Source organism: Clostridium sp. D46t1_190503_E9, assembly GCF_015555225.1.
GTDB lineage: Bacteria > Bacillota > Clostridia > Clostridiales > Clostridiaceae > Clostridium.
This window is the reverse complement of the sequence record NZ_JADNKB010000007.1, coordinates 43417-64473: the sequence shown is the minus strand read 5'-3', so window position 1 is coordinate 64473 and position 21057 is coordinate 43417. Positions and strand designations below refer to the sequence as shown.

15 protein-coding genes, 2 riboswitches and 1 other annotated feature are annotated in these 21057 nt (G+C 29.4%); of the genes, 11 read left to right on the top strand and 4 right to left on the bottom strand.

Annotation, left to right across the window (positions count from 1 at the left end; all coding sequences use genetic code 11):
* Window positions 1-160: 160 nt before the first annotated feature.
* The 5 genes from nifV to I2E83_RS09650 all read left to right on the top strand — a co-directional run bounded on the left by nifV (window position 161) and on the right by I2E83_RS09650 (window position 6198).
* The gene (gene nifV / locus I2E83_RS09670; protein ID WP_195263839.1) at window positions 161-1324 is read left to right on the top strand and encodes a homocitrate synthase; all 1164 of its coding nucleotides are present in this window, start codon (window positions 161-163) and stop codon (window positions 1322-1324) included.
* Window positions 1325-1345: 21 nt separating this feature from the next.
* Complete coding sequence (locus tag I2E83_RS09665; RefSeq protein ID WP_195429614.1) at window positions 1346-3268, top strand: aconitate hydratase; 1923 nt, start codon at window positions 1346-1348, stop codon at window positions 3266-3268.
* A 119-nt stretch (window positions 3269-3387) separates the two neighbouring features.
* Entirely contained in the window at window positions 3388-4680 is a 1293-nt protein-coding gene (locus tag I2E83_RS09660; protein ID WP_195429612.1) for a CapA family protein, read from the top strand.
* Window positions 4681-4726: 46 nt separating this feature from the next.
* Entirely contained in the window at window positions 4727-5236 is a 510-nt protein-coding gene (gene nrdG / locus I2E83_RS09655) for an anaerobic ribonucleoside-triphosphate reductase activating protein (RefSeq protein ID WP_195263836.1), read from the top strand.
* 193 nt (window positions 5237-5429) lie between these two features.
* Window positions 5430-5531, top strand: a riboswitch (purine riboswitch).
* Between the two features lie 94 nt (window positions 5532-5625).
* Window positions 5626-6198: a xanthine phosphoribosyltransferase gene (locus I2E83_RS09650; protein ID WP_195263835.1), complete on the top strand. Its 573-nt coding sequence runs from the start codon at window positions 5626-5628 to the stop codon at window positions 6196-6198.
* A gap of 148 nt (window positions 6199-6346) precedes the next feature.
* On the opposite strand, the gene I2E83_RS09645 is transcribed toward I2E83_RS09650, so the two are convergent.
* On the bottom strand, window positions 6347-8287 hold the full coding sequence (locus I2E83_RS09645) for a penicillin-binding transpeptidase domain-containing protein (protein ID WP_243249632.1): 1941 nt from the start codon (window positions 8285-8287) through the stop codon (window positions 6347-6349).
* Between the two features lie 546 nt (window positions 8288-8833).
* Here I2E83_RS09645 and I2E83_RS09640 point away from each other — a divergent pair.
* Window positions 8834-10309, top strand: a complete 1476-nt coding sequence (locus tag I2E83_RS09640; RefSeq protein WP_195429608.1) for a leucyl aminopeptidase — start codon at window positions 8834-8836, stop codon at window positions 10307-10309.
* A 149-nt stretch (window positions 10310-10458) separates the two neighbouring features.
* Window positions 10459-11955: an SIR2 family protein gene (locus I2E83_RS09635; protein WP_195429606.1), complete on the top strand. Its 1497-nt coding sequence runs from the start codon at window positions 10459-10461 to the stop codon at window positions 11953-11955.
* A gap of 77 nt (window positions 11956-12032) precedes the next feature.
* Here I2E83_RS09635 and I2E83_RS09630 read toward each other — a convergent pair whose 3' ends face one another.
* Entirely contained in the window at window positions 12033-13181 is a 1149-nt protein-coding gene (locus tag I2E83_RS09630; RefSeq protein ID WP_195429605.1) for an ROK family transcriptional regulator, read from the bottom strand.
* A gap of 174 nt (window positions 13182-13355) precedes the next feature.
* On the opposite strand from I2E83_RS09630, the gene xylA reads away from it, so the two are divergent.
* From xylA to I2E83_RS09615, 3 genes are all read left to right on the top strand, one after another.
* On the top strand, window positions 13356-14663 hold the full coding sequence (gene xylA / locus I2E83_RS09625) for a xylose isomerase (RefSeq protein WP_195265975.1): 1308 nt from the start codon (window positions 13356-13358) through the stop codon (window positions 14661-14663).
* Between the two features lie 66 nt (window positions 14664-14729).
* Window positions 14730-16184 (top strand): xylulokinase, encoded by a 1455-nt coding sequence (gene xylB, locus I2E83_RS09620; protein WP_195429603.1) that lies wholly within the window; start codon window positions 14730-14732, stop codon window positions 16182-16184.
* Window positions 16185-16238: 54 nt separating this feature from the next.
* A riboswitch (Fluoride riboswitch) is annotated at window positions 16239-16311 on the top strand.
* An 80-nt stretch (window positions 16312-16391) separates the two neighbouring features.
* Window positions 16392-17621, top strand: a complete 1230-nt coding sequence (locus tag I2E83_RS09615) for a chloride channel protein (RefSeq protein ID WP_195265971.1) — start codon at window positions 16392-16394, stop codon at window positions 17619-17621.
* Window positions 17622-17741: 120 nt separating this feature from the next.
* Here I2E83_RS09615 and asnS read toward each other — a convergent pair whose 3' ends face one another.
* Window positions 17742-19136 (bottom strand): asparagine--tRNA ligase, encoded by a 1395-nt coding sequence (asnS, locus tag I2E83_RS09610; protein WP_195265969.1) that lies wholly within the window; start codon window positions 19134-19136, stop codon window positions 17742-17744.
* Between the two features lie 53 nt (window positions 19137-19189).
* Window positions 19190-19491, bottom strand: a binding site (T-box leader).
* A 94-nt stretch (window positions 19492-19585) separates the two neighbouring features.
* On the opposite strand from asnS, the gene I2E83_RS09605 reads away from it, so the two are divergent.
* Window positions 19586-20023, top strand: coding sequence for a cytochrome b5 domain-containing protein (locus tag I2E83_RS09605; protein ID WP_195429602.1), 438 nt, complete (start codon window positions 19586-19588; stop codon window positions 20021-20023).
* Window positions 20024-20063: 40 nt separating this feature from the next.
* Here the strand turns inward: I2E83_RS09605 and I2E83_RS09600 are convergent, their stop codons facing one another.
* Window positions 20064-20762, bottom strand: coding sequence for a metallophosphoesterase family protein (locus I2E83_RS09600; RefSeq protein WP_195429600.1), 699 nt, complete (start codon window positions 20760-20762; stop codon window positions 20064-20066).
* Between the last annotated feature and the right edge of the window lie 295 nt (window positions 20763-21057).

The following is a 21057-nucleotide window of genomic DNA, read 5'->3' as shown; positions in this document are numbered from 1 at the left end:
TCTTAAAACTTGCAATTTTTATAATAATTAACCTTGTTTTACTTGTTTGAAGCTAGTGGATATGATAAAATGATTATTAATAATTTTCAAAAAATTATGAATTATTATCTGAAGTTGGGGTTAATTAATTAGCAATAAGTAAAATTAAAGGGGGAAGCTTATGTCTGTTAAAAATTTAAATAATGGCAAAGAAGTCTTTATTGTAGATACTACTTTAAGAGACGGAGAGCAAACAGCAGGAGTGGTTTTTGCAAATGAAGAAAAAATTGAAATAGCATCTATGCTAAGTGAACTTGGGGTTGATCAACTAGAAGTAGGAATTCCTACTATGGGTGGAGATGAAAAAGAAGCCATAAAACAAATTGTAAAAAGAAATCAAAAATCAAGTATTATGGCTTGGAATAGGGCAGTTATAAGAGATATACAAGAGTCAATAGATTGTGGAGTAGATGCAGTGGCAATATCAATATCAGTTTCTGACATTCATATACAGCATAAACTTAAAACTTCTAGAGAATGGGTTTTAGACAATATGGTGAAATCCGTAGAGTTTGCAAAGAAAAATGGTTTGTATGTATCTGTAAATGGAGAAGATGCTTCAAGGGCTGATAGAGAATTTTTGATTCAATTTATAGAAGCTGCAAAACAAGCAGGTGCAGATAGGTTTAGATATTGTGATACAGTAGGAATAATGGAGCCATTTAAAATCAAAGAAGATATAAAATATCTATGTTCTCAAACAAATTTTGATATAGAAATGCATACTCATAATGATTTTGGAATGGCAACTGCAAATGCTATTGCAGGAATCATGGGCGGGGCATCTCATGTTGGGGTAACTGTTAATGGTTTAGGAGAAAGAGCAGGAAATGCCGCATTAGAAGAAGTTTTAATGGCATTAATGTTTGTATATAACTATGAAGGTAATATAAATACTACTATGTTTAGGGAAGTTTCAGAATATGTATCCAGAGCATCAGGTAGAATATTACCGTCATGGAAAGCTATTGTAGGAGATAACATGTTTGCGCATGAGTCAGGAATACATGCGGATGGGGCAATAAAAAATCCTAAAAATTATGAAGCTTTTGATCCTGGAATAGTTGGATTAGAAAGGCAAATAGTTATAGGAAAACATTCCGGTAAAGCTGGAATTATAAATAAATTTAGAGAGTATGGAATAGAGTTGGATACTAATTCAGCACAAGATATATTAGAAATGGTACGAGCTACTTCAGTAAGATTAAAGAGAAGTTTATTCGATAAAGAACTTGTTAAAATATATAAAGAGTACTTGAGGATAAATGAAGAGAAAGTTAATTAAATAAAAGGGGGCAATAAATTAATGGGGGACAACTTAGTTTACAAGATACTAAAAAATCACTTGATTGAAGGTAGCGTAGGAGTTGGCAGGGAAATAGGAATTAAAATAGATAGAACATTAACACAAGACTCTACAGGAACAATGGCGTATTTGCAACTAGAAGCAATGGGAATAGATAGAGTTAAAACAAAGAAGTCTGTAGCCTTCATAGACCATAATATGCTTCAACAAGGATTTGAAAATGCTGATGACCATAAATTCATACAAACGGTGGCATCAAAATATGGTGTTTATTTTTCAAGGCCAGGTAATGGAATATGCCATCAAGTATTTTTGGAAAGATTTTCAGTTCCTGGAGATACTCTTATAGGATCTGACAGTCATACTCCTACAGCTGGTGGAGTTGGAATGCTTGCTATGGGAGCAGGTGGATTAGATGTAGCATTAGCCATGGGGGGAGGAGCTTATTATATAACTACCCCTAAGGTATGTAAAATTAATTTAATTGGTTCATTAAAACCAATGGTTACAGCTAAGGATATAATACTTGAAGTTCTTAGGATGATAACAGTTAAAGGTGGTGTTTCTAGAATATTTGAATATTGCGGAGATGGAGTAAAAACACTTTCAGTTCCTCAAAGAGCTACAATTACTAATATGGGAGCTGAACTTGGAGCAACTACATCTATATTCCCTAGCGATGAAAAAACACTAGAATACTTTAAAGCACAAGGGAGAGAAGAAGATTGGATAGAGTTTAAACCAGATGAAGATGCTGTATATGATGAGGAAATTACAATAAATTTAAGTGATTTAAAGCCTTTAGCAGCTAAGCCACATAGTCCAGATAATGTTGAAGAAGTAGAGTCAATCGGAAAAATAAAAATAGATCAAGTTGCTATTGGAAGTTGTACAAATTCCTCTTATGAAGATTTAATGAAGGTAGCTAGAATATTAAAGGGGAAAAAGGTGCATAAAGATGTAAGTTTAGTTATAGCACCTGGTTCTAGACAAGTTATGGAGATGATAGCTAGAAATGGAGCTTTAGGAGATATAATAAGTGCAGGAGCAAGAATATTAGAAAATTCTTGTGGACCATGCATAGGAATGGGGCAAGCTCCTGGAACGGATGGAGTATCATTAAGAACCTTTAATAGGAACTTTTATGGAAGAAGTGGAACACTATCTGCTAAAGTATATTTAGTAAGCCCTGAAACAGCAGCAGTTTCAGCGATAAATGGAGTTCTTACAGATCCGAGAGAACTTGATGTAGATATTAATATAGAAATGCCAAAAGAATTCCTAATAGATGATTCTATGATAATAGCTCCTGAGGAAGAGGGAGATAAAGTAGAAGTTGTAAGAGGACCTAATATAAAGCCTTTTCCTGTAAATAAAGAGTTAGGCGATAAGGTTGAAGGAAAAGTGTTAATTAAGGTTGAAGATAATATCACAACTGACCATATAATGCCATCTAATTCAAAATTATTACCATTTAGATCTAATATACCTTATCTATCAGAGTATTGTTTCAATACAGTTGATGAAGAATTTCCAAAGAGGGCTAAAGAAAACAATGGTGGAATAATAGTTGCTGGTAATAATTATGGACAAGGCTCAAGTAGAGAACATGCAGCATTGGCACCTTTATATTTAGGAGTAAAAGCTGTAATTGCTAAATCTTTTGCAAGAATTCATAAGGCAAACCTTATAAATAATGGAATTATACCAATGGAATTTGAAGCAGAAGTAGATTATTATAAGGTAGGAATTTTAGATGAGCTTTTAATAAGTGATATTAAAAGAGCTTTAGTTGATGGTAAAGCTAGAATAAAGGATATAACCAATGGAACTAGCTTTAATGTATATATTAACTTAACTAAAAAGGAGATTGATGTAATAAAGGCTGGCGGAAGGTTAAATTATGTTAAGATAAATAGATAATAATAAAATGAATAGACAATAATAAAATGAATGGCATGCAAAATTTAATTGTTTTGTATGCCATTTTTTATATTTAATAGGATATAATAAAGGTAAAAGTGTATAACATAGGGGGAATTATGAAAAGTAAGGGAAAAAGAATCATTTTATTAATGGCTATGGTTATTATAGTGACAGTAGGGGTATTTTTTATTCCTAGAGTTGAGGTGTTATTAAATAACTTTAATAACAAAGCTGTAGAGGATACTGACAATATAAGCCCTGATGAATATTTAAATGAAGATATAGAAAATATAGAAGTAAAAGATAATGATATAAAAACCATAGAAATAGTTGCTACAGGGGATTTTTTAATACATAAGGAGATACTGGAAACTCAATATAATGAAGAAAATAATACATATGATTTCAAAAATACTATTCAATATGTAAAAGATTATTTAAATAGTGCAGACTTAACTATTGCGAATTTAGAAGGAACACTTTCTGGTATAGAGAATTATGGATATTCAGGGTATCCAAGCTTTAATACTCCAGATGAATTAGCAGATGCTATGAAGTGGGCGGGAGTAGATGTTGTTAATAATATGAATAATCATTCTTTAGATAGAGATGTACGAGGGTTTAATAGAACTAGAAGTATTCTTAAAGAAAAAAAATTTGATATAATAGGAACAAGAGAGAGTACGAATGATAATAGGTATGTAATAAAGGATGTTAATGGAATTAAGGTTGGTATAATATCATATAGTTATTCAATGACTGCTGAAGGTGGAGCAAGGGGATTAAATGGTACAACTATACCAGAAGAACTTTATCCATTAATGAATACATTTAGAGAAGATACATTAGATTTAGATCTTCAAGAAATGAAAGAACAGATACTTGATATGAGAAATAATGGAGCGGAAGTTATTATTTTTTATATGCATTGGGGAGAAGAATATGAATTAGAACCAAATAGCACACAGATAAATATGGCTAAATTTCTAGCAAATCAAAATGTAGATATAATATTTGGGACACATCCACATTCATTACAACCTATAGATATTATTAAATCAGAAGATGGGCTTAACGAAACAGCTGTAATTTATTCAATGGGTAATTTTTTATCAAGTCAAAGAACTGAGAGGATACAAAATCCATATACAGAAGATGGAATTATTGTATCAGTAAAATTAAAAAAGAACATCAATACAAATGAGATTGAAGTTGAGTATCCAACATATATACCGACTTGGGTTAATTGGTATGAAAAGGACGAAAAATTATTTTATGAAGTTGTTCCTGCTACTATTAATGATGCAGATTACTTAACTGAAGAAGGAAAAGGTAGAGTGATTGAATCATTAAATAGAACTAAAGGAATAATAGAAAAATATAATGATAAAATTAAAATAAGAGATTAATTTAAATAAAGGAGTAATTTAAAAATAAAAGGGGATGTAGTCATAGATGAAAGATACTATAAGACTTTCAGGGATAGCTTATGAAAGTTTAGTTAATGGTCCAGGAATAAGAAGAGTATTTTTTTCTCAAGGATGCAAACATAACTGCGAAGGATGTTTTAATCCGGATACACATGATTTTAATGGTGGAGAAGAACGTAATATAGATGAACTAATTAAAGATGTAGTAAAAAATCCTATGATTAAAGGAGTTACTTTTAGTGGAGGAGATCCTTTTGAAAGAGCAGAAGAGTTTGCATATATGGCAAAAAGTTTTAAAGAAAATAAATTAAATGTATGGAGTTATACAGGATATACTTTTGAAGAAATATTAATTAATTTAGATAAAAGAAATGGTTGGAGAGAATTGATTAGTAATATAGATGTTTTAGTAGATGGTAAATTTGATAAAAATAAGATGAAGGATGGTTTGAGATTCAGAGGGTCAACCAATCAAAGAATAATAGATGTAAAAAGAACTTTGCAAGAAAAAAAAATATGTGAATTAGAGTATTAGTTATATTTATAATTTATAATACTAAGTTAAAGAGTTGAGGAAAAAAACTTACGGATTTTGTATAAAAGATGCTTTGCACTTATTGTTTTTAATCTTGCAGAATAAAACAACATTAACATTTCACTCTTTCACGCTTAAATTTTCACTAAATAAATTGCTTCGCAAAATACAACAATAGTGTTATAATAAATAAAAAAAATATACATATAGTATTCGTATATGCTTGAAGATATGGTTCAAGTGTCTCTACTAGGAAACCGTAAATATCCTAACTACGAAGATTCGATTATCGCCATGTAATTTGCTTTGGCCTTATTACTTGAATTATAAAAAAAAAGAAGACAAGCTTTTTAAGAATACTATAGAAAAGTAATAAAGGGGATAGTTATATGGAAAAGTTAAAAGAAAAAATAATTACTGAAGGAAAAGTAAGAGAAGGAAATATATTAAAAGTTGATTGTTTTTTGAATCATCAAATGGATATAAAGTTTTTAAATGAAGTAGGAGAAGCTTTCAGAGAAAGATTTAATGGTGAAAGAATAGATAAAATACTTACAATTGAAGCATCAGGAATTGGGATAGCAGCTATAGCTTCTCAATATTTTAATTATGCTCCAGTAGTTTTTGCAAAGAAAACAGAAAGCTTAAATCTTGATAAAGATGTATATGAATCAGAAGTGCATTCATTTACTAAGAAAAAGACATACAAAGTTAGAGTTGGAAAACAGTTTTTAAATGAAGGCGAAAACATATTAATTATAGATGACTTTTTAGCAATGGGTTGTGCAGCTAAGGGAATGATTGATATAGTTAAACAATCAGGTGCTAATTTAGTTGGAGTGGGAATAGTTATAGAAAAAGGATTCCAAGAAGGCAGAAGTATTTTAGAAAGTATGGGAGCTAGAGTCGAGTCATTAGCTATAATTGATAAATTTGAAGATAATAAGGTAGTATTTAGATAATTAAAAAATTAAGAAATTAAAGAATGAAAGAATTAGTGAAGAAACTCAACCTATGTTGAGTTTCTATTATTTATATAAAGGAAAGAATCTCAAGCAAATGCTTGAGATTCCACTATAATTCTATAATTTTTTACTCTTTCATTTTTCACTATTTACTAAGGTAGTATTCCATAACATTTCTTACCTTAGGTACAGTAACATGACTACTACCTCTACCTTTAACATCTTCTACAATCATAACTAAAGAAATTTTAGCTGTATCTGGATCTACAGATACAAACCAGCCATTTTCGGTTCCAGTAGTATCATCTTGGGTCTTCTTAATTTCAGCAGAACCTGTTTTACCTGCAACTCTAAAGCCAGGGACAGCTCCATCTGGAATAGTTGAACCAGAATCATTGATTAATGCAGTAAAAGAATCTATTAATGTTGGTAAGTATTCTTGTGCTATAGCACCTTGTTTCCAAACCTTTGCATCAGTATTTTCACTTATTACTAATCTTGGCTGCATTATATTTCCGCCATTTGCTAAGGCACTATAAGATAAAGCTACATTTAATGGAGTAACCATAAGTTCACCTTGTCCATATCCGGTATCTGCTAGTAGAATTTCCCTGTTTAGATTTCCATCATTAGAAATTTGAGATTCTTGCATAGGATACTCAAAGTTTAACTCTTCTCCGATTCCGAAATTTTTAATTCCATTTATAAACTTCTCACTACCTAGTTCTAGGGCCACTTGTCCGAAGTAAATATTATCTGAATGATTAACTGCATCTTTTAGATTTACAGCTTTTCCTGGATCAGTTACTCTAGTTATTTTAAAATCTCCCCAAGAACTATCTTTTTGCCAACCTAAGCCGCTAATATCTCTTGTTGCATTAGGATCTATAACACCATTTTGTAACCCTATTGCAGAAGTTAAAAGCTTCATAGTTGATCCAGGAGAATATGTCTTGTTAAATCTATTTATTTCATCAGCATTATTTGTTTCTTCCCATTTTGCTTTTTGAGTTTTAGTTACATAAGTTGTAAACACATTTGAGTCAAATGAAGGGGCACTCACCATAGCTAGTACCTCACCGGTTTTAGGATTAACAGCAGTAGCAGCTCCCTTTTCACCAGTCATTTCACTATATATCTTACTTTGTAGTTCAGAGTCTATAGATATTTTTATATTCTTTCCATCTTCGCCATCTTTTTTTGCAATAGTTATTTTTTCTTCCCCACGTTCGATATATATTTCAGCTGAATCTTTACTCCTCAATGTATCTTCATAAACTTGTTCTAAGCCAGCTTTACCTATAAGGCTTGTATCATGATAGTCTTTATCTTTATTAGCTTCAAGTTCCTCAGCTGTTATACTTCCTATATAACCTATTAATCTTCCAAAAGCTTCACCACCGACATATACTCTACCAGGTTTAGGTTGAATTAGAATTCCTTCTCCTTTTCTATTAGCTAACTTTGGAACTTTAGAGTCATTTTGTAATATATCAACCAATGGAATAAATTGCTCAGGATTAGTGTTTGCTTCAAGTTTTGTTTTTATGTTTTCTTCACTAATATCAAGAATACTAGCTATTTCAGCGATTTTAGAATCTATATCTGACAAATTAAACTTAGCAGGATATAAGCCTATAGTATCAATAGTCCCGTCTTGCGCTAATGGATTACCATCTTTATCAAATATACTTCCTCTTTTAGATGGAATAGTACTTACTCTTATTTTATCATCCTTAGTCATTTGAGGGAAAATTAAGCTTTCATCCCATTTTACTTTATATTCTTTATCTTCTTTAACTAATGTTAATTTATAATCTGCAAGAGTAACATCACCTGCTATAGTATTCATACTTAATTTAAAGGGAACAATAATTTGATTATCAGCTTTTTCTTTATCACCAGAAACCTCTAAGGATAAATTACTAGCATTTATTGCAGAAAATATATTAGAATATCGTGTAGTAAAATCTTCTTCTGATATAGTTGATTTTGAATCATTTGTTAGCATTTGATACATACCTACATAGTCACTTTGAATCCATTTTTCAGTGTAGTTATCATAAGCCTTTTGAGCTTTATCCATTTTTGAACATCCACTGATTAATAGTATAAATGACAATAATATTGTAGGAATTATGATTATCCTCTTAATTTTCATATTCTCATCTACCTTCATAAATTATTATAGTTACTATTAATTATATCATTTAAATTAATAGGTTTACATAATTTTGTATATTTCATATGAATAAATTAATGATATGTTTAGCTCATAACCTTATTGGATTTAACAGTAACTTGCTAAGAAGAGTAATCTATTAAGAAAAGAAATTATTATAGTAAAATACTTTAAGAAGGCGGTCTATATTATAAGATATTTGAACTCTTAAGATAATTTATAAAATAAAAAAGCGCCGAAGCGCTTTATAAATAAATGGGGGATGGGACCTGTATTAAACAGGTTTTGTATCTACATTAGTATTATTTACAGAAATAAAATTTTTATACAATAAAATAAAAAATTATTTAAATAAAATATTTTTTCAAACAAATAATAATTATTATCCATTGAATAGCTTTTATAATAGTGGTATTATGATTAAAAGATAGTTTTAGACGAGGTGATTAAATGAAGGTATCATATAGGGGCTTTACATGCTCTCAAGGAGATGTAAAAGTATTTTATTTATTTGAGAACAATATTAACTTACCAAAAGAAGAGATAAATAAACACGTTGTTTTAGCACAAAGTAGAAATTTATTTAATGGTAAAGAAGGAGAATTATATACATTTACAATAGATTCTAATGATTCAATTCAAACAATTATACTAGTAGGTTTAGGAAAAGAGGAAGAATTTACTGTTGATGTAGTTAGAAAAGCAACTGCAAAAGCCATTAAAAAAGCTAAGGAATTAAAAGTGAACTCAGTGTTCTTAAGACTTCCAAAGACTGAAACAATAGAAATTGAAGAATTAATTAAAAATGCAGAAATTGCAGCATTTTTATCAGAATATACATTCAACAAATATAAGTCTGATGTAAAAGAAGAAAATGAATTAGAAGTATCAATTGGAAGATGCGGAATTAAGGAAGCAACTCCAGAAATATTATCTGCAATTGAAGAGGGCAGAGAAATAGCAAATGGTATTATAGTTGCTAGAAATTTAGTAAATGAACCATCAAATGTAATTTATCCAGAAACTTTGGCTAATAAAGCTGTTGAAGTTGGAGCACAAAGTGGATTTGAAGTTGAAGTTCATGGAGTAGAAAAAATTAAAGAATTAAACATGGAAGCTTTCTATAATGTAGCTAAAGGATCTTCAAAGGAACCTAAGCTTATAGTTATGAGATACTTTGGAGATAAGGATAATAAAGATAAGGTTCTTGGTTTAGTAGGAAAAGGCTTAACTTATGATTCAGGTGGATATTCAATAAAGCCAACTGATGGTATGCTAGATATGAAATCAGATATGGGTGGAGCAGCGTCTGTAATTGGAGCTATGTCAATTATTGCAAAAAGAGGCTTAAAGCTTAATGTAGTAGCAGTAGTAGCAGCTTGTGAAAACTTAATATCTGGAGATGCGTATAAACCAGGTGAAGTAATTGGATCTATGGCTGGTAAGACTATAGAAGTTGTTAATACAGATGCTGAAGGAAGATTAACTTTAGTAGATGCTGTTCATTATATAATAACTGAAGAAAAGGTTAATGAAGTTATAGATTTAGCTACATTAACAGGAGCAGCTTTAGTTGCACTAGGAGAAACTACAACAGCTGTAGTTACAAATAATGATAAGTTCTTTGATGAATTAAAATCAGCTTCAGAATATACTGGAGAAAAGATGTGGCAATTACCTGCATTTGATGATTATAAGAAATTAATTAAATCTGACATAGCAGATTTAAAAAATAGTGGTGGAAGATTTGCAGGTACAATAACTGCTGGATTATTTATTGAAGCATTCGTACAAGATAAGCCTTGGTTACATTTAGACATAGCTGGAACAGCTTGGGCTTCAGGTAATAGTGACTTATGTGTAAAGGGTGGAACAGGTGCTCCAGTTCACACATTATATGAATTAGCAAAGAGAAGAAGTAAATAATCACAATAAGATAAAATATAGATTTTTATAATCTTGAACTAATCCTATAAAGTATACTTTTTTAGTAGTACTTTATAGGATTTTTTTATAATAAACTAAATAATAAGATACAATATAAATAAAGTTATGAAGAAAGAGAGTGCTCGAGTATGTATAGCGAAAACAAGAATGCTACCAGTAATAAAACTTTAATTAATATTATGTATTATTTTGAATCATTAGTTTTAAATTCTATAAATAAGAAATTAAAAGATGAAAATAAATTATCTTTAAATAAAAATATTAAAGTAGGAAAGTTTTCGGCTATTAATGCAATTATACCCGAGGGTATAGATGGACTAAGTGGAGAGACGATTATAGAAGTAATATTGCATAAAAATAGAAAGGATTACTTTAGAGTAGATAAGGAACTCATTGAAAAGTTAAATAATTCAATAAAAAATTCAAAATTATCTATAAAAAGTATATTGTTTGTATTTGGAAGTGAATTTACACAAGAAGAAGTGTCTACGTTAGAGAAGATATATGGAGAAAAAATAGATTATAAGGTCAAAGTATGGGGGTTAGATGAATTATGTAAAATTGACAATAAGTTTAATAATTTTAGAAATGGGGATTTTTCAAAGATAGTTGAGTTTTTATTAAGCAACTTAGTAAGTGAAGCTTTAAATCAAAGTGACGATGGATGGAAGAAAATACGAGAAGAACGAATAAATGAACTTAAAAAGATATACAGTAGAGATGAATTAGTTTTATTCTTGGGGGCAGGTGTATCTAAGGAGGCTGGTATAGGAGATTGGGATGATTTAATGTCTGATTTATTAATACTTATGATAATGAAGGAGTTAGAAGAGAAAAATATTAGTATAACTTCCGAGGAAAAAGAGTTTATTATAAGGAAAATGAAAGAAACAAATAATAAATCGCCTCTATTGCAATCGGCACTTATAAAATCAGCATTGGGAGATTCCTTTGAAGAAAGTTTAGCACAATTATTATATAAGAATATTAATAATGGTAATGGAAATTCAAGTTTATTAAATAGTATTTCAAAATTATGTTTAGAAGGAAATAATGGAACTGGAATTAAAGCTATTGTTACATATAATTTTGATGACTTACTAGAGGATAACTTCAATAAATATGGTATAAAATATAACTCTTTATATAGTGAATTAGATTACTCAACTTCTGATAAACTAGGAATTTATCATGTTCATGGATTTTTACCACGGAATCCTGATAAATATGAACGATTATCAGAAGGGTTATTAGTATTTTCTGAAGATAGATACCATAGTCTATATAATGATCCATATTCTTGGACTAATATAACTCAACTAAATTTTCTAAGGGAAAATACTACATTAATGATTGGATTATCATTAACAGATCCAAATTTAAGAAGACTTCTATCTATAAGTAACAGAAAGAATAAACTTAGAAAACATTATGCAATTATGAGAAAAAAGGACTTTAGATTATCAATGGAGGATTTTAGTATAAATGAAAATATCCTTAAATCTTTTAATAATATAAACAATGAGCTTCATGAAGCAGCTTTTGAACAATTAGGAATAAATATTATATGGGTAGAAAGTTATGATGAAATCTCGGATATAATAGATAGAATTAGAGAAAATTAAATGAAAGAAGTAAGCTTTATTACATTAAAAAGGTTAATATCTTATTATATAAAGGGGCTCGCGTTTCGCGAGGCCCTTTATATAATGTCTGTAAATCTATCAAAAAAGTCAAAAATGCAACGATGTATACCACCATATAAATTAGATTTACCATCGAGTTTATTTTCAAGTAAAGTAATATCCTTAGAAAAAATAGAGTTGATTTTTTGGTTAACTAATGTTAAGTATTCAGGTATATAATCAATTAACTCACTATGTATAAATATGTTATCTGGTGCAAAAAAGTTAAATATATTGGTTAACCCCATAGCTATAAACTCTATATTTCTAGATATAGCCTCAATTGCAACTTTATCATTTGATTTATATAAATCACAAAGTTCCTTTACTGTAGATATTTTTTTTGTAGAGTTAATATTAAAGTCCTCCAATAAAGCAGGAATTGCGCAATATTGCTCAAAGCAACCATTATTACCACAAGGGCACTTTTTACCATTTGGTATAAGAACCATATGACCTACTTCGCCTGCGCGGCCTTCAAAGCCGGAATATAATTCACCATTAATTATTATTCCAGCACCAATTCCAGTATGTACATTAATTACTATAGAATTATTTAGAGATTCTGAAGAGTTTTGAAATTCTCCAATTGCAGCTAAATTAGATTCATTTTCTAGATGAAAACTTATATTTGGCATAATTTTAGATAGCTCATCTTTTAAATTAATTTTATCTAAATCATAATATGGAGTAAATTTAATTTCATCCATAAACACTCTACCATGTATGGAAAGACTAACACCTATTAATCCATAGTTGTATTCATTTATTATATATTGTAAAGAATTTATAATATCTACTATTGTTTCAACAACATTATTTTTTGTGATTTTTATTTCTTTACGCTCATGGGATAAAACATTTTTATTTAAATCAGTAAGTAAAAATCTAATATAATCAATGCCTAAATCAATCCCTAAGCTGCATCCAGCCTTTTCGTTTAATTTGAGTAATATAGGTTTTCTACCTCCACTCGAGCTCCCATTACCTATTCCAATCTCATAAACTATATCCTTTTCAATTAATAAACTAATAATCTCAGAGACACTAGCTTTATTAAGATTAATAAGCTTTGAGATTTCTATTCTTGATATATTAGGTTTACTATAAAGAAGGCTTAAGATTTCAACTATATTGGACTTCCTAATGTTAAACTTGTTTTCCATAGTGTACCATCCTCTTTGATTGTTTATAAATAATATAGCATAGGTATAAGAAAAGTTCAAAAATAATAAAATGCGAAACAGACAAAAAAATTAAATGTAAACATTGACATCGTTAAAATTAAGAGTTATTATTAAGTTAGATAGGAAAACTAACTAATTAAAAGAGGTGGGAAAATGGGATTTTTTAATAATATTGAAAAAATAAAATATGAAGGACCAGAAAGTAATAATATGCTTGCGTTTCATCATTACAATCCAGAAGAGATAGTAATGGGAAAGCCAATGAAAGAACATCTTAAGTTTGCAGTAGCTTATTGGCACACTTTCTGTAATGATGGATCAGATCCATTTGGAAAAGGAACTAACCAAAGAAATTGGATATCAGAAGATCCAATGCAAACAGCAAAAAATAAAGTTGATGCAAATTTTGAATTTTTACAAAAGTTAGGCGTTGAATATTTTTGCTTCCATGACATGGATGTTGCTCCATTTGGAAATAGCTTAGAAGAATTCTTCCACAACTTAGATGTTATAACAGATTACATGAAAGAAAAGATGGACAAGACTGGTATTAAGCTTTTATGGAATACAGCAGATAGACATGCTAATCCTATTTATGTTAATGGTGCAGCATCAAGTCCTAATATAGATGTATATGCAATGTCAGCAGCTCAAGTTAAAAAGGGAATAGATATAAGCAAAAAATTAGGCGGTAAAAACTTTGTATTCTGGGGTGGAAGAGAAGGTTATGAAACTTTATTAAACACAGATATTCAATTTGAAGAAGAAAATATCGCAAGATTATATAAAATGGCAATAGCTTACTGTGAAAAGATTAATCACAAATTAACTTTCTTAATTGAACCAAAACCAAAAGAGCCAATGACTCATCAATATGATTTTGATTCAGCTACAGCTTTAGCTTTCCTTCAAAAGTATGACTTAATGGAACACTTTAAGTTAAATATTGAAGCAAACCATGCAACTCTTGCTGGACATACTTTTGAACATGAATTAAATGTAGCTAGAAATTATAATGCTTTAGGCTCAATTGATGCTAACCAAGGAGATCCATTATTAGGATGGGATACAGATGAATTCCCAACTAATGTATATGATACTACTTTAGCATTAATAGAAGTGTTAAAAAATGGTGGACTACATGATGGTGGAATAAACTTTGATTCTAAAGTTAGAAGAACTTCTTTTGAACAAGAAGATTTATTTATAGCTCATATTGCAGGAATGGATACTTATGCAAGAGGATTAAAAGCAGCAGCTAGAATAATTGAAACTGGATTCCTAGACAATGTTAAAAAGGATAGATATTCTTCTTATGATAGCGAATTAGGTAAACAATTATTAAACAATGAATTAGATTTAGAAGTTTTAACTAATCATGCATTATCAGTTAAAGAAGTTAATAATAAATCATCACATATTGAATTTGTAAAATCAAGATTAAATGATTTAATATACTAAAATTTATATATAAATAGGGGGAGACAAATGTCTCCCTACTTTATTAAGTACTGGGAGGATATTTTTATGGAATATGTTATAGGTTTAGATTTAGGAACGGGTTCTATCAAGGGGATAGCTTTAGATAAAGCTGGAGAAGTAGTATTGAAGCATTCAGAAAGTTATCCTTTATACAATAATAGAGATGGACATTCTGAACAAGAGCCAGAAGATTGGTATAATGCTTCAGTTAAGGTTTTGGAAAAAATAACTAATGATTTAGGTGGAGATGGATTAAGAGCTATAAGTATATCAGGGCAAATGCATAGCTTAGTATTATTAGATAATGAAAATAAACCTATAAGAAGAAGTATTCTATGGAATGACACAAGAACAACTAAGCAATGTGAATATATAATGAATAACTTTGGAGAAAAAGTAATTGAAATCACAGGGAATAAAAGCCTTGAAGGATTTACGCTTCCAAAGGTATTATGGGTAAAAGAAAATGAACCTGAAAATTGGGAAAAGACTAAAAAGTTCTGTTTACCTAAAGATTATTTAGTATTTAAATATACAGGTAACATATGTACAGATATATCTGATGCAGCTGGAACACAAATGTTAAATATTAAAGAAGGAAAATGGTCTGAAGAAATAGCAAATCTTTTAGATTTAGATTTAAATAAATATCCTAAGATATATAATTCAACTGAATGTGTTGGAGAATTAAATGAAGAATTAAAGGAAAAGTTAAATGCCAAAGGAAGTATTAAAATCTTCCCAGCAGGATCAGACAATCCTTGTTCGGCTTTAGGTTCAGGAATAATAAATAAAAATAGAGATTTATTAAGTATAGGAACTTCAGGTGTATATTTAAAATATGAAGAAGAATACAAGAACTATGGTGGAAAACTTCACATGTTTAATAATGTACTACCAAATAGCTGTTACTCAATGGGGGTAACTCTTTCTGCTGGAGATTCTTTAAGCTGGTTTAGAAATACCTTTGCAAAGGATAAAGATTTTGATGAACTTTTAAGCGGAGTATCTAATGTTAAAGAAGGATCTAATGGATTATTATTTGCTCCTTATATAGTTGGAGAAAGAACACCTTATGCAGATAGTAATATAAGAGGAACTTTCATAGGAATAGATAAAAGTCATGATTTAAATCATTTTGCAAGAGCAGTAATTGAAGGAATAACTTTCTCATTAAAGGATTGCTTTAGCATATATGAAGATGATAGTGATAGAGAAATAATTTCCGTAGGAGGAGGAGCTAAGTCTAAGGATTGGCTTCAAATTCAAGCTAACGTATTTAATAAAAAGGTAATATCTTTAAAAATAGAAGAAGGTCCATCTCTTGGAGCTACAATCATAGCAGCTGTTTCATTAGGTTGGTTTAATTCTTTTGAAGATGCTGTAAAAGTAATAGTAAAAGAAAAAGAATGCTATTATCCAAATGCAGAATCAGTAGAAGCGTATAAGGAAGCTTATTCTCATTATAGAAGGGTATATGAAAATATAAAGAATATATAGAAAGGCATAGATTGATTTTCATAAACTTTAGTATTATAATAATAAAAAATAGGAATAATTTTTGGGAATGAAGTTCTCCCATGAGAAATCTAAACCGTCAATTAAGACTAATGACTTCTATGATTTAATCGTAGAGCATTAGTCTTTTTTATTATTTATAAATTTATATAGATGTACTTTTTTATGAAAAGGAAAGGTAGGCAAAAGATGAGAATTTTTAAATTAACTATTTCAACTATTATAGTTTCAATTGTAATGGGAATTATATCAGCAATATTTTTAAGATCATTAGAATTCGTTACAACCTTAAGAGAGGGATTTCCTTATCTAATTTTTTTAATTCCTATAATAGGAGTATTAACAGCATATACATATTCAAAGTATGGGAATGGATCTAATAGAGGAAACAATTTAATTATTGAAAGTGTTCATAAGGAGGTAAAAGTTCCATTTAGGATGGCAATCTTAACATTTATTTTTACTGTATTAACGCATTTATCTGGGGGATCAGCGGGAAGAGAAGGTACAGCAGTTCAAATAGGAGGAGCCTTGACAAATAAGGTAGCTAATATTTTCAAAATGGAGCATAAGGAGAAAAGAATTCTAATTATGTCAGGAATAAGTGCTGCATTTGGCTCAGTCTTTGGAACACCACTTGCTGGTACATTTTTTGGTATGGAAGTATGTTTTATAGGAAAGCTTAGCTATGAAGCAATGATATATTGCTTTATTAGTTCGTATGCGGCTAATTTTGTTACAGAATCATTAGGTATAAATCATACAGTTCATTTAATAAAATCTGTACCAAGTATTACTATATATACATTATTAATAGTAATAATATCATCAATATTATTTGGGGTTTTTGGAAGAATGTTTGCAAAAGGTATTCATTTAGTTAAAGGCTTTTATAATAAAAATATAAAAAATAATATATATAGAGCAATAATATCTTCAATAGTAGTTTTATTAGTAATTGTAATATTTAGATTATATAAATTTGAAGGACTAAGCACTTGGCTTATTGACAGCGGTTTTTCAGGAGAAGTAACTATTTTAGATCCAATAAAGAAATTAATACTAACAATATTAACTTTAGGGGCAGGATTTCAAGGGGGAGAGGTTACTCCACTATTTGATATAGGTGCTTCCTTAGGTGGTGCCATAGGTAACTTAACTAATATAGAGCCTTCATTATTAGCAGCTATTGGAATGATTTGTGTTTTTGGGAGTGCTACTAATACTCCACTTACTACAATTATGCTTGGAATAAATTTATTTGGAGGAGAAGCTGTACCATATTATATAATTGGAGCATTTATTAGTTATTATGTAATAGGGCATAACGGAATTTATGGAGCTCAGATTATTAATACGCCTAAGTTAAAAAGGTTTGAAGAGCATGAGGGGATATCTTTGGAAAATACAAAAAAATGATATCTTAGTGCATTTATAAAAAAATTATAAATAGTCTCATAGATAAATAGTTATTATAAAATTATGGTGCTTTTAATATAGAACCCCTAGTAAATATAATATTCACTAGGGGTTCCTATATTAAAAGTCTGATTGACCTGTAGTTCTTGGGAATGGAATTACGTCTCTGATATTTGACATACCTGTAATATACATAATAAGTCTTTCAAATCCTAATCCAAATCCAGCGTGCTTAGTTTCTCCGTATTTTCTAAGCTCTAAATACCACCAGTAATCTTCTTCGTTAAGTCCAAGTTCAGCCATTCTCTTAGTTAAGATGTCTAATCTTTCTTCTCTTTGGCTACCACCGATAAGTTCTCCTATACCTGGAACTAAAAGATCTGTTGCAGCAACTGTTTTTCCATCATCATTTAATCTCATATAGAATGCCTTTATATCCTTTGGATAATCAGTTACAAAAACAGGTTTCTTGAAGTGTTCTTCAGTAAGATATCTTTCATGTTCTGTTTGTAGATCAATTCCCCATTCAACAGGGTATTCAAACTTCTTATCAGCTTTCTTTAATATTTCAACTGCTTCGGTATAAGTTACTTTTCCGAAGTCAGATGTCATAACATGATTTAATCTATCTAGAATTCCTTTATCAACAAATTGATTGAAGAAAGCCATTTCTTCTGGACATTCAGCTAAAACATATTCTAAAACATATTTAAGCATATCTTCAGCTAATTCCATATCATCTTGTAAATCAGCAAATGCTATTTCAGGCTCTATCATCCAGAACTCAGCTGCATGTCTTGCTGTATTAGAATTTTCAGCTCTGAAAGTAGGTCCGAAAGTATAAACATTTCTAAATGCTAAAGCATAACATTCAGCATTTAATTGTCCTGATACTGTTAAGTTACTTTCTTTACCAAAGAAATCTTGCTTAAAGTCTATTGCACCTTCTTCAGTTTTTGGAACATTGTGTAGGTCTAAAGTAGTTACTCTAAACATTTCTCCAGCACCTTCACAGTCACTTCCAGTTATTAATGGAGTATGAGTATAAACAAATCCTCTTTCTTGGAAGAATTTGTGGATAGCATAAGCTGCTACTGAACGTACTCTAAATACAGCTGAAAATGCATTACTTCTTGGTCTTAAATGAGCAATAGTTCTAAGATATTCAAAAGTATGTCTCTTCTTTTGAAGTGGATAATCTGATTGAGATAAACCTTCTATAACTATTTCCTTAGCTTGAATTTCAAATGGTTGCTTAGCTTCTGGAGTTGCAACTAAAGTACCTATAACTGTTATTGATGAGCTAATAGGTAGTTTTGATACATCTTTAAAGTTATCAAGTTTATTATCAAAAACTACTTGAACATTCTTAAAAAATGTACCGTCATTTACTTCAATAAATCCAAAAGCATTTGATGCTCTTAGAGTTCTTATCCAACCAGAAATTTTTATTTCTTTAGATAAATATTCATCTTGATTTCTGTAAAGTGATTTTACTAAAATAACTTTATCCATTATTGTTCCTCCTACCATAATTTTTTGTAAAATAAAAAACCTTTCATCCCTAAAATAGGGACGAAAGGATAATTTCGCGGTACCACCCAGATTGCTATCGTATAAATAGCCACTCTACTGACACAAATAATGTCATTCAAATAATAACGGTTTGATTCCGTCTAAGTCTACTTAAGCGAATATAAAATTTAGAATTTAATCTAATTTACACCTTGAATAAAAGGGTTTTTCATTTCCACTTGTTCGGTTAGAAACTCAGAGATGTTCTTCACTAAAGGCTTCGTATAAGGCTCACACCATTCCTTACTCGCTAAGACTACTTCCATATAGCTACTCTTCTCGTCATAGTAATAAAATTTATAATGTTTATTACGATTTTACACCAATTCACTAACATTTGCAACTTTAAATCATAATATAATTTTAGATAATATTTTATGGAGGATTATATGGATTATAAGGGGTTTTTAGAAGAAAAATTTATTGAATTAAATCAGCTAAAAAGTATGTTAGTAACATATCCAAAAGAATATAAAGAAAATATATTACAGGTTATGGATAGAGTTTGTAATCAAATTAGTTCATACTTAGAGGAGGTAAGTTTTTATAATAAAAATAGAGACGGAGAATTACTTCAATTAACTGAGGAAGAATTGTCTTTATATAATGGAGAAAATGGAATGCCAGCATATATTGCTGTAGATGGAACTATATATGATACGCGCGATATGCCTCAATGGAAAGATGGCAAGCATTTTGGAATTAAAGCAGGTTCCGACTATAGTGAAGCTTTTAAAAATTGTCATAACGGGGATAAAAATATTTTGTCTAAATTAATAGTAGTAGGGGTAATTAATTATACTAAAAAATGTAGTTGGGAAGAATAATAAAAAATTGCTACGTTATGTAATCGTAGCAATTTTTTTATTATTCATTTCCACTCTCGTAAGAGGAAACTAATTGAGAAGGAAAATTGAGCATTTGAGAATCTTTTACTATTCTTTTGAATTCATATTCTAGCTCTCTAAATTTAACATCCACATTTTTATCTTCATCAATATTAAGTATACAGTAAGTTGCGTTTGGACGACCTATTTTTGGTTTGCCAACACTTCCTACATTTATAAATATTTTATTATTAAATTTTTTATATGAAGGAATATGAGTATGTGCGCAAACTAAAATATCTTCTTCTAATTCACTCATTACCTTTTCAGTATTTTCTTTATCTTCAAATAAATATTCATTTATAGCATTAGGACTACCGTGAGTAAATTTAATTTTAACTCCATTAATATCATAGTCTAAATATGTTGGTAGTTGTGATAAGTAGTATTTATTGGAGGCTCTAACTTCTTCACATGCCCAAGGAAGTGCAAAGGAATTTATGCTAGTATCTCTTATGAATGTAAATCCTCCATCAACTACAGATGCATCATAATTACCTTTTATACAAGGTATTTCTCTCCTTTTAATTAAAGCGATAACTTCATTTGGGTGAGGACCATAGCCAACTAAATCTCCAAGGCAAATTATTAAATCAACCTTTTGTTCATCAATATCTTCTAAGACCTTCATTAGTGAATAAATATTTCCGTGTATATCTGAAATTGCAGCTATTTTCATGAGATAATCCTCCTAAATAAATATATAATTTTAAAGCTATTATTGTATTTAAATATATATGTTTTAATAATAAATTGCATAATTAAATTAATTTCATATTAAATGCTGAATATAATTATTTATATTCAAGTAAAATCTAAAATATATAAGTTATTTGGTTTATTTTTAATCGCATAATATATATTATATCATTTTAAATATTTGCTATAAATAAATTTAATAATATTATTATAAATAGATATTATCTACATGATGAGGTATATTATATTTATAGAAAAAAAATTAGGAGGTAAAA

What these genes read in the sequence shown, in the direction of transcription:
- I2E83_RS09630 (WP_195429605.1), bottom strand. Translation starts at nt 13,181, where the DNA reads ATGGAAAACAAGTTTAACATTAGGAAGTCCAATATAGTTGAAATCTTA.
- nrdG (WP_195263836.1), top strand. Translation starts at nt 4,727, where the DNA reads ATGAAAGATACTATAAGACTTTCAGGGATAGCTTATGAAAGTTTAGTT.
- asnS (WP_195265969.1), bottom strand. Translation starts at nt 19,136, where the DNA reads ATGGATAAAGTTATTTTAGTAAAATCACTTTACAGAAATCAAGATGAA.
- I2E83_RS09605 (WP_195429602.1), top strand. Translation starts at nt 19,586, where the DNA reads ATGGATTATAAGGGGTTTTTAGAAGAAAAATTTATTGAATTAAATCAG.
- I2E83_RS09645 (WP_243249632.1), bottom strand. Translation starts at nt 8,287, where the DNA reads ATGGATAAAGCTCAAAAGGCTTATGATAACTACACTGAAAAATGGATT.
- I2E83_RS09600 (WP_195429600.1), bottom strand. Translation starts at nt 20,762, where the DNA reads ATGAAAATAGCTGCAATTTCAGATATACACGGAAATATTTATTCACTA.
- I2E83_RS09635 (WP_195429606.1), top strand. Translation starts at nt 10,459, where the DNA reads ATGTATAGCGAAAACAAGAATGCTACCAGTAATAAAACTTTAATTAAT.
- xylB (WP_195429603.1), top strand. Translation starts at nt 14,730, where the DNA reads ATGGAATATGTTATAGGTTTAGATTTAGGAACGGGTTCTATCAAGGGG.
- I2E83_RS09615 (WP_195265971.1), top strand. Translation starts at nt 16,392, where the DNA reads ATGAGAATTTTTAAATTAACTATTTCAACTATTATAGTTTCAATTGTA.
- nifV (WP_195263839.1), top strand. Translation starts at nt 161, where the DNA reads ATGTCTGTTAAAAATTTAAATAATGGCAAAGAAGTCTTTATTGTAGAT.
- I2E83_RS09660 (WP_195429612.1), top strand. Translation starts at nt 3,388, where the DNA reads ATGAAAAGTAAGGGAAAAAGAATCATTTTATTAATGGCTATGGTTATT.
- I2E83_RS09640 (WP_195429608.1), top strand. Translation starts at nt 8,834, where the DNA reads ATGAAGGTATCATATAGGGGCTTTACATGCTCTCAAGGAGATGTAAAA.
- I2E83_RS09650 (WP_195263835.1), top strand. Translation starts at nt 5,626, where the DNA reads ATGGAAAAGTTAAAAGAAAAAATAATTACTGAAGGAAAAGTAAGAGAA.
- xylA (WP_195265975.1), top strand. Translation starts at nt 13,356, where the DNA reads ATGGGATTTTTTAATAATATTGAAAAAATAAAATATGAAGGACCAGAA.
- I2E83_RS09665 (WP_195429614.1), top strand. Translation starts at nt 1,346, where the DNA reads ATGGGGGACAACTTAGTTTACAAGATACTAAAAAATCACTTGATTGAA.